8 protein-coding genes and 1 pseudogene are annotated in these 9,431 nt (G+C 62.9%); 6 read left to right on the top strand and 3 right to left on the bottom strand.

Annotated elements, in window-relative coordinates; genetic code table 11:
• Positions 1–167 precede the first annotated feature (167 nt).
• Together K7W03_RS25445 and K7W03_RS25450 are read right to left on the bottom strand one after the other, a co-directional pair.
• Complete coding sequence (locus K7W03_RS25445; RefSeq protein ID WP_226870508.1) at positions 168–1,313, bottom strand: ATP-binding protein; 1,146 nt, start codon at positions 1,311–1,313, stop codon at positions 168–170.
• A gap of 167 nt (positions 1,314–1,480) precedes the next feature.
• Entirely contained in the window at positions 1,481–2,836 is a 1,356-nt protein-coding gene (locus K7W03_RS25450; protein ID WP_222887659.1) for a hypothetical protein, read from the bottom strand.
• Between the two features lie 389 nt (positions 2,837–3,225).
• Here K7W03_RS25450 and K7W03_RS25455 point away from each other — a divergent pair, with 389 nt between their 5' ends.
• The 4 genes from K7W03_RS25455 to K7W03_RS25470 all read left to right on the top strand — a co-directional run bounded on the left by K7W03_RS25455 (position 3,226) and on the right by K7W03_RS25470 (position 6,386).
• Positions 3,226–3,615, top strand: a complete 390-nt coding sequence (locus K7W03_RS25455) for a hypothetical protein (protein ID WP_222887661.1) — start codon at positions 3,226–3,228, stop codon at positions 3,613–3,615.
• A gap of 13 nt (positions 3,616–3,628) precedes the next feature.
• The gene (locus K7W03_RS25460) at positions 3,629–5,005 is read left to right on the top strand and encodes a DUF2786 domain-containing protein (protein WP_222887663.1); all 1,377 of its coding nucleotides are present in this window, start codon (positions 3,629–3,631) and stop codon (positions 5,003–5,005) included.
• A 325-nt stretch (positions 5,006–5,330) separates the two neighbouring features.
• Positions 5,331–5,573 (top strand): hypothetical protein, encoded by a 243-nt coding sequence (locus K7W03_RS25465; RefSeq protein WP_222887665.1) that lies wholly within the window; start codon positions 5,331–5,333, stop codon positions 5,571–5,573.
• A 249-nt stretch (positions 5,574–5,822) separates the two neighbouring features.
• The gene (locus K7W03_RS25470) at positions 5,823–6,386 is read left to right on the top strand and encodes a hypothetical protein (protein ID WP_222887667.1); all 564 of its coding nucleotides are present in this window, start codon (positions 5,823–5,825) and stop codon (positions 6,384–6,386) included.
• Here K7W03_RS25470 and K7W03_RS25475 read toward each other — a convergent pair.
• A pseudogene (locus K7W03_RS25475) lies at positions 6,383–6,757 on the bottom strand (IS1595 family transposase); the annotation flags it as partial. The gene K7W03_RS25470 and the pseudogene K7W03_RS25475 overlap by 4 nt on opposite strands.
• A gap of 184 nt (positions 6,758–6,941) precedes the next feature.
• Between K7W03_RS25475 and istA the strand changes: the two are divergent.
• Together istA and istB are read left to right on the top strand one after the other, a co-directional pair.
• Positions 6,942–8,468, top strand: a complete 1,527-nt coding sequence (gene istA / locus K7W03_RS25480) for an IS21 family transposase (RefSeq protein ID WP_222887669.1) — start codon at positions 6,942–6,944, stop codon at positions 8,466–8,468.
• A 10-nt stretch (positions 8,469–8,478) separates the two neighbouring features.
• Entirely contained in the window at positions 8,479–9,219 is a 741-nt protein-coding gene (istB, locus tag K7W03_RS25485) for an IS21-like element helper ATPase IstB (protein WP_222887668.1), read from the top strand.
• Positions 9,220–9,431: the final 212 nt, after the last annotated feature.

The following is a 9,431-nucleotide window of genomic DNA, read 5'->3' on the forward strand; positions in this document are numbered from 1 at the left end:
CCCCCGCGCCTTAGTCCAACTCGACCACCTCCGCAACCGCATCAGGACAACGGTTTGCACAATTTAAGCTGCAATCTGCTTTGAACGCGGAATGCTGCCAACCGACAGATTATGCTGCAGCGGACGAGACTTCACACGCACCGTGATTGCCAGCCCGGGCGCAATTCTCATGATGGTTTTGAAGTCCCGGCCACCAGCTGCTCCAGCGCCTGCACCAGAGGCATTGCCGTGATGCCGTGCGGCTTCGGGTAGGCCATTTCTCCGGGGTAAATCAGCCAGCGCTTCTCGATCTCGAGATCGTCACAGGCAAGGTGAAACCCGCGCTCAACGCTGGGCGCCGTCGACCGCTTCACTTCGATGGCCACTTCGGGAACGCCGCCGGACACGAGGATGAGGTCTATCTCCGCACCATTCGCCGTCCGGTAGAAATGGGCATCGTAGCGATCGCCGACCGCGCCGATGATGTTCTCGATAACCATTCCTTCCCAGCTGGTGCCGGCGACAGGATGGGAAAGAATGTCGTCGAGCTTTTCGAGGCGCAGCAGGGCATGCAACAGCCCGCTGTCGCGAACATAGAGCCTCGGTGCCTTCACCAGTCGTTTGCCGACATCGGCAAACCAGGGATTGAGCCTGCGGACGAGGCCGAGATCACACAGGATGTCGATATAGTTGGCAACGGTCGGTGCCGAGATGGAGAGACTCCCCGCAAGGCCAGAGGCATTGAACAGACCCCCCTGCCCGTGGGCGAGCATCGTCCAGAGCCGGTTGATGGTCGCACTCGGCATGCGAGGGACCATGAAAGGCAGATCGCGTTCAACATAGGTGCGGATCAGGTCGAGCCTGCGGCGGAAGCTTTCGGTGTCGTTGGGCGCGGTCAGGCTCTCGGGAAAGCCGCCGCGCACCCACAACTGGTTGAGATCGTCCAGTCCGGCTGACCGCGCTTCGTCTGCGTCGATCGGACCCATGTCCATATAGGCGACGCGTCCGGCGAGCGACTCCGAACTCTGATTGAGCAGAATTCGGTTTGCCGAGCCGAGCAGCAGGAAATGACCCGCCCCCTCCCCTGCACGGCGGCGCTCGTCGATAACGCCGCGCAATGTCGAAAACAGATCCGGTGCCCGCTGGACCTCGTCAATGACGACAAGCTTGCCAAACTGGGTTTCGAGCCAAGGCCGCGCGTCGGCCAGAAGGGCGCGATCCGCTTCCACTTCCAAATCAAGATAAACGGCCCCCTCGCCCCGTTCATCAGCAATCTCGCGCGCCAGGGTGGTCTTGCCGATCTGGCGGGGTCCGAGCAAAACCACGCCGGGCATGTGCCGAAGCCGGTCCCTGATTTGCTTTTCGATGCGGCGAGGTATCATTAAACCGCATTCGACTGAATATCCGGTTTAGTCAAGCAAATTAAAATATAGAATTGCGATTTGCCTGGATTTCGTCGCAGCAACATTTCCCCAAGCGCCTCGGGAATCACCTCACTGCCCTATTTCCGCAAGTCTGCAACGCCGAGTTGCTCCCACATCCACGTGAAATCAAAGGTAGCCATGGGATCGTCCGCCGCGCGCGATTTCGCAGAGCCATTCTCGAGGTATCTGAGCCACTCCGCGACCTTCACCCTGCCCGCCTTGGTGCGGGCCAGAGCGCGCGGCGTTCGGTCACCCAGCATAGGAACCGGTTGATCGAGCGCCTTGGTATATTCGCGGGTGAGCATCTCATGGACCACACGCTCCGTCTCCTCGGGCGGTAGTTGAAGCCCATCGTCATGCTCTTCGTCCGCCGCATCGTCGGCGAGCATCTGCGCCAGTGTGCGGATTTCGGTGAGTGGCGGGCCGATCCGCTCGCCCAGCCATCCGGCCATAAGCGCCTTCGCTGTTTCCGCACGCTCCGAGCTGTTCACCTCGACGACCACCTGGCGTCCCTTCAATTCGACATTGGCGAAAACAGGTGTGCCATCTTGCATGGTGGTCGCGAGGGCTTGCTTACCCTTGGCTTTACCAGGTTTCTTCTTGCCGACTCTCGGCGCAAGCCAGTTCCAGAAACTATCACTGGCCGGCTCGAGCCAATTGGCGGCATCGAGCATCCGCGCCACGGTCTGCCGGTTCGCACCCTTGGCCAACGGAAATACGACGCGATGAAACACCACGTCCTCGCCATCGGCGTTGACCAGTTCGGGCATTTCGGCTCGCGCCTGCACGCCGAGGGCGTCGAGCATCCAGATACCGGTGAACAGCGGCGCACAGGAACGCAGCAAGGTGTCGTGATCCGGTGCGCTGTCGGCCTCCAGTCGGGCAATCGTCGAGATCAACTCGGCGCTGGCATCCGGCCCGAATGGCAACAGCGCACCGGAAATGCCGTATCGCCCGTTCACTTGCACCACGCGAGTGGCGATGCGGTCCCAATTGACGAGAGTCCGGGTTGCACCGCGCTCAAGCACCGTGACCGGTTCGCTCTCCCGCAGCAGATCGCGCAAGCGCATTGACTGACCGGGCACGACCTCGCTGACTTCGTATAGCGACATGGCTGTCTGGTTCAGCGCGCGCATATAGGCCTTGTTGGGCGCCCTTTCGTTCCAACCCCGCCGCTTGAGATAGTCATCGACCAGGTTCGGGCCGTCCGCTTCCGGTTCGCGGGCCATCAGGTCTTCGAAGGCGCAACCCCACAAGGTTCCCTCCCAATGGTGGCCTACCGCATCGAAGATCGCTTCGGGATCGAGACCGCTAGCCTCGCAGACCGGATCAAGGTGCAAGGCCAGCATGTCGACCAGTCTTTCGTCCCAGGGTGCACGTTCGGCAAAACGGATGAGCCCGGAGAGATCATGGCCAAGGTTGGCTTTCGACATTCAGTGATTACCTCCGATATGCACTGTCTCATGCACCCTTCCTGTCGGTCGCCAAAGATAAATGCAGTCGCATGAAAACGGTGCAGCCCTCCACGCCAGAATAGAATGCATTCACCGCGTCCGGTGGCGGCGCTATTTCATCTTACCGAGCAGGCGACCTGCCGCACCCTGTTTAATCACCCATAAGCTGCGCATAACTGCGCTTCAGCGTCAGTCGGATCGCTTGGCAACCGCAGCCCTTTGCGCGAATGTGCTTGCAGGTCACATAAGTCCGCATGCAGCACTCCGTCGCTGTTTCGCAACTGAGACTGAGCGGCATATCCTTGATTTTGGAAACCTATCCAGTTCTGGGTTCCGGCTCAGACACGTAGCCGAGGAGAAACCATACGATGCCCATGGCCGGAACCAGCTACGACATCGAAGCCGACTTCGAGACCCTGGAGGCAATCGGCGCGCACGTCGAAGACGTAGTCGAAAGGCTCGTGCCCCCAGGCGCGATCCAGAAAACCCTGCGTCGGTGGCTGATCGGACATGCTGATCTGCCGGAAGACGATGACGCGCTGGGATGCCTTACGGTGTTGGCTGCCGATCTCGAAATGTTCACGCCATCGGTGAGCGGCCGAACCATGGTCGATCGCTACCTCAAAGCCAGGACACCGAAAACCTCCGAAGATCGACAGGTTTTTCAAGCGCTCAGCGCCGCACAATTACGTCTGGTCAGAATTGTCGATCGGGGGGGGGCCGTACCTTGTCCGTCTGAAAGATCTGGTCACGGGTGAAAGCATCCTGCTGTTGGACGAGCGGATATCGTCCCTGGCCGCTGGGCAACCGACCGCGATGCGCTTGTGTCCGCTCGAAAGCGGCCGACGCGTGCTGATCTCGCCATTGTTCGCGATGGATGAGGCGATGCTCGAAGAGGCCATGACATTCGTCCGTCACGGCCGCCCGCTCGGGACTGGTCATCGCTGTGCAGGGAGCCTTTACCGCAACGTGGCCCGGCGCGGCTTCCAACCCATACCGCAACTGATCGGAGTATTGGACGAAGATACAGTCTTCGATTTTCTGTCGGAGGTGGAGAATCTCTCACCGATCCAGCACTTGGCCATCCGCTGGATCGAGGCGGTTGATGCGGATCCTGATCTGGTGTTCGAAGCGCGGGGTCTGGCGTCGGTGGACAATCTGGTCGACGCTCTTGGATGTTTCGCCCAGGCCGATCGGGATGACGCGCCCGATGGTCTGCGGACAGCGTTCGAACAGATCGCCGCCCTGCAAGTGGAGACGATTGTTGGGCGCGCCCGAGCCGGCGTGCATGGCGCCGCCCAGATGCTCGATCAGGTGGCGACCGAGGTCGCAGGCCATATCGCGCAGGGCAATATGGAAGCCGGCGCGCGCGACCTATTCGATCGGCTGAGACAGCGATCAGCCTTTTCGGGTGCGAAAAATCCGGCCGGAAACGCTTCCGCGGAGGCGGCAGAGATCGACCGTGTGATCCAGCGCATCCAGGGCTTGCGCGCCAAGACGGCCGATCGTGGCTGCACCGAGGCGGAAGCCATCGCAGCAGCAGTCAAAGTCTCCGAGTTGCTCGCCCGGCATGACCTTACGCTCGACGAGATTTCGGTGCGCCGATCAGACTGCGAAGGGGTGAGTGTGGCCACCGGGCGTAAGAGGCGCGCGCCAGTGGATTTGTGCGCACAATCGGTCGCTGCGTTCTGCGATTGCCGAGTCTGGGAGGAACAGCGTGCCGATGGCGGGCTGGGTTTTGTATTCTTCGGCCTTAAGACCGATGTCGAAGCCGCGCGCTTTCTGCATGACCTGATCGAAGTCACCTTCGATACTGAAAGCGCGACTTTCCGAGGCAGTGCAATCTACCAGTCGCTGCGCGGGGGCAATCGCCGGACGGCGCTCAATTCATTCCAGATCGGCCTCGCTACTGGCATTTCCGGTAAACTCGCCGACCTTAGGACTGCCCGGCAAGGCAGCGAAAGTCAGAGCACGGGCTTCGACCTGGTCGCGGTCAAACATTCGATGTTGGACGACGAGATCAGTCGGCTCGGCCTCCACTTCACTACCCGTACAGCGACTTCGCGGCGCTACGTCCAAAGCGATGCCTACCACGCCGGCAAGGTCGCCGGGGCATTGTTCGAACCCGCTGTCGCATTAGGGAGCTGACCGGAAGGAGCGCATCGCGCAAACCGGCGCGGCGCCCCTATGTCACCCGACGCGACGGACGCAGGGTCTCCGAGAAGCACCCGTAACCGCGACGTGTTTCCGAATTCCGCTTCCCAATCGCCCATGCGCGGCTGCCGCCTGCCTTTTCACTGGCGCTGCCCGTGCCCAAGCGCCTATGGTTTCGGTAGTGAGGGCGAGGATCTTGTCCGGCGGTGGCCACCACGCGTTGTCGCCGCAGAGGCCGTTCCGAGTAGGCGACCCTGTCGAGCCTTTTCAGCATCTGCTCCAGCGATGCTGCCTTGCACACTGAGCAGGAGCCCAGAGGATGCCTACAGAGGAGCCGGAGTCCGCGCCCATCAAATTGAGCGAGTTGGTCGACGCTTTCGAGTTCGCGAGCGTCTCGGACCTCGACGAACATCAGGCATATATCTCTAAAAGGACAGGCCGGATCATTTTCGTGTCGGAAGGTGTGGATTTGGAAGAGGACATAGAATTCTCTGACGATCCCGAGCTGCAGATTATCTGCCAGTACCCCATCGACGGGACCTCGATCTTGGCAGACGGCTAGCCCTGTCGTTTGTTGCTGAAGAACTCCCCGGCTCCTTCGACAAGGCCTCGGAGATATTCAGCCGAAAAGGCGCCTACAGTCGGCTCAAGCAACTGCTGCGGGCGACCGGTACACTCGACAAGTGGCATGCGTTCGAAGCGCGGGCGACCGAATTGGCGCTTGAAGAGTGGTGTTTCGAGGTCGGGGTGACGTTGATCGACAATGAGCAGCCAGCCTGATGGTTGGCCATGTGACGGGAGCGACGATCCCATGACCCAGGTCCAATGCCATGCCTGCCACGCCCGCGTTGCCAGCTATGACCTGATTCACTTCGGCTCGATGGAGACAGGCTACCGGGATCTTTGCAGTCGCTGCTTCAACGCGGAGGTAGCCCGCACAGGTCAGATCGAGCTCGAGCAAGTGGGCTTCCAACCTATCGACATGTCGGACGCAGCCGGGGTCAAGCGCAGATTTCATTTCCTCCTGCTGCATCTGGGTGACCGGGTGACGCTCGAGGCCTTCGAAGTTCAGGACAGCGAACGCAGGGGCTACGAGTTTCAGATTCTCGACGACGCACAGGCCGATCTCTTTGAGCTCATGGCGCGGCTTGTCGAACGCATGCGACGCGCGCTCTCGCTGCGCCACCTGGTGGACGATGGCCAGCGGTGTTCGATCGCGGATATGACCGTGCGTGGGCGAATCGGTTGTGACCTGGAATCGGATGATCGCGTCCCCATGCTGGTCATCGACGGCCGCGAGGTGAGCTGGGAGCAATTCGGCCAGATGCTAATGACCTTCGAAGGATGGCAGTTCAAACCGTGCCTATCCGGTTAACGCAGACACCCACTACATGTGGGGTGCGCCCAGCCACCGGAATATAGCTCGGCGTAGGTCGGAGCTTTCACCTCGCCCGCAATTCCGAGGAGCGAGCGGAAGGCGTTGAACGGGTAGAACCGTCTGTTGAAGCGGAATGTGAACTCGTTGAGGTAGGCCTGCAAATGCTTTGCGCTCACGCCGTGGTGGATGCCGTTGAGCCAAGTCTTCAGGTTGCTGAAGACGAGGTGGATGATCGGCATGAACTCCTCGGCCACCTCGGGGTCGCCACATTCGGCGATTGCGTGGTGGTCATAGCCGCGTGTCCGCAGGTTGCCATAGCCGCTCCAATCGTCGGTGACGATCAGCGACCCCGGCATGGCTGCTGATTCCGAGGGAAGCCGCCCCCGGAATCCGAAATGATGCCGCCCCCTCATTCCGAAGAATAGTCGCCCCCTGATTCCGAGATGATGTCGCCCCCTTTGGGGCGGCGTCGAACGGGGTTCGCTGGCGGGGTTAGGCTCGCTTCTTTGGGTATGTCCGAAGGAGCGGCTGATGCCGGCGGAAAGGGTGAGCATGCGGCGTGTCCGCGAGATGTTGAGATACCGGGCCGAGCAGGGCCTGGGGTACAAGGCGATATCGTTGCGCGTGGGCGCGGTGCCGTCGACGGTGCGCGAGACGCTGAAGCGGGCGGCGGCGGCTGGGCTGACGTGGCCGCTGGGCGACGACGTCAGCGACGCGGCGCTGGAAGCCGCGCTCTACCGCGAGGCGGGCAACAAGACCGGCCACCGGCGGTGTGCGGAGCCCGACTGGCCCCGGCTTCACCGCGAGATGCAGCGCAAGCACGTGACGCTCCAGATCCTCTGGGACGAGTATATCGCCGCCCACCCGGACGGCTACCGCTACAGCCGCTTCTGCGACCTGTATCGCGGCTGGGTGATGAAGCTGCCGGTGACGATGCGGCAGAACCACGCGCCCGGCGACAAGCTGTTCGTCGACTATGCCGGCGACAAGCTGCCGGTGGTGGTCGACCGGCTGACCGGCGAGGTGCGGGCTGCGCACATCTTCGTGGCGGTGCTCGGCGCCTCCAGCCTGTCCTACGCGGAGGCGAGCTGGACCGAGACGCTGCCGGACTGGATCGGCGCCAACGTGCGCGCAGTGGAGGCCTTTGGCGGCGCGCCGGCATTGTTCGTGCCGGACAATGCGAAGGTCGCGGTGATCAAGGCCTGCCTGTACGATCCGCAGGTCAACCGCAGCTACGCGGAGATGGCGGCGCATTACCAGAGTGCCGTGCTGCCGACCCGGCCGCGGCGGCCGCGCGACAAAGCCAAGGTCGAGGCGGCCGTGCTCATCGTCGAGCGCTGGCTGTTCGGGCGGCTGCGGCACCGGACCTTCTACAGTCTGGCCGAGCTCAATGCCGTGATCGCCGGGCTGATCGCGGATTTCAACGACCGGCGTGTTCTGCGCCGCGTCGGCATGACCCGCCGCCAGCTGTTCGAGGAGCTCGACCGCCCGGCGCTGAAGCCGCTGCCGGCGGAGTCCTATGTCTATGCCGAGTGGCGCCGCCGGCGGGCCGGGCTCGATTATCACGTCGAGGTCGAGCGCCACTATTACTCGGTGCCGTATCGCTTCGCCCGCGAGCCGATCGAGGCGCGCATCACGGCGCGCACGATCGAGCTGTTCCATCAGGGCGAGCGTGTCGCTGCCCACATGCGGGGCTCAGGCAACGGCCGCCATACGACGACACCCGAGCACATGCCGTCATCGCACAAGCGGTTCGCCGACTGGACGGTGGAGCGCATTACCCGCGAGTCCGCCGCGATCGGCGTCTGCACAGCCTTGCTGTGCGAGAAGATCCTCGTCGATCGCCCGCATCCCGAACAGGGCTTCCGCGCCTGTCTCGGCATCGTGCGGCTGGCCAGGAGCTTCGGACGCGACCGCGTCGAGGCGGCCTGCAGCCGTGCCCTGGACATCGGCGCACGCACCTACGGCTCGGTCAGATCGATCCTCGACCAGGGGCTCGATCAGGTGCCGGCGACGTCCGCGGTCAACGGCCTGCCCATCGATCATCCCAACATCCGGGGCCCACGCTACTACCACTGAGGAGACGACTATGTTGCCACATCCTACCCTCGAACGGCTTACCAGCATGGGGTTTACAGGCATGGCGAGGGCGTTCGGCGAGCTTGCCGCCAACGCCGAGGCCGAGCGCCTGACGCACCCCGAGTGGCTGGCGCTGCTGCTGGATCGGGAATGGAGCTTCCGGCACGACCGCAAGCTTGCCGCCCGGCTGCGGTTCGCCAAGCTGCGCCATCAGGCCACCCCCGAGGACATCGACTATCGCAGCGCGCGCGGGCTTGATCGCGCGCTGCTGATGAAGCTGATCGTCGGCGACTGGATCGCGGCGCACGACAACCTCGTCATCACCGGGCCGACCGGGGTCGGCAAGAGCTGGCTGGCGTGCGCGCTTGGGCACAAGGCCTGCCGCGACGATCGCTCGGTCCTCTACCAGCGCGTGCCGCGGCTGTTCTCGAGCCTGGCGCTCGCCCGTGGCGACGGCCGCCATGCCCGGCTCCTGCGGACCCTCGGCAGCGTCCAGCTGCTGATCCTCGACGACTGGGGCCTCGAACCACTCGATGCCCAGGCGCGCCATGACCTGCTCGAAATCCTCGAGGAGCGATACGGGCGCCGCTCCACCCTGGTCACCAGCCAGCTCGATGTGCCCTCCTGGCATCACGTCATAGCGGACCCGACATACGCCGACGCGATCCTGGACCGCCTCGTCCACAACGCCCACCGGCTCGACCTCCACGGTGACAGCATGCGCCGGACGAAAACCGACCCGGCGGCTTGACGGGGCCAGCGAACGAAACAACAACCATCAGTGCCAGTACGGCCCCGTCTCCGAGGGGGCGACATCATCTCGGAATCAGGGGGCGCGATCTTCTCGGAACGAGGGGGCGGCTTCGTCGGAATCGGCAGCATGACGGCACTCCCTACGAAGCCGCACAGCGAATCGGCGCTGCGGTCGGCGGCGATAGACAGCCGCACCCGACCGGCAAAGCG

Origin of the sequence: Sphingobium sp. PNB (assembly GCF_019873065.1) — a bacterium.
GTDB lineage: Bacteria > Pseudomonadota > Alphaproteobacteria > Sphingomonadales > Sphingomonadaceae > Sphingobium > Sphingobium fuliginis.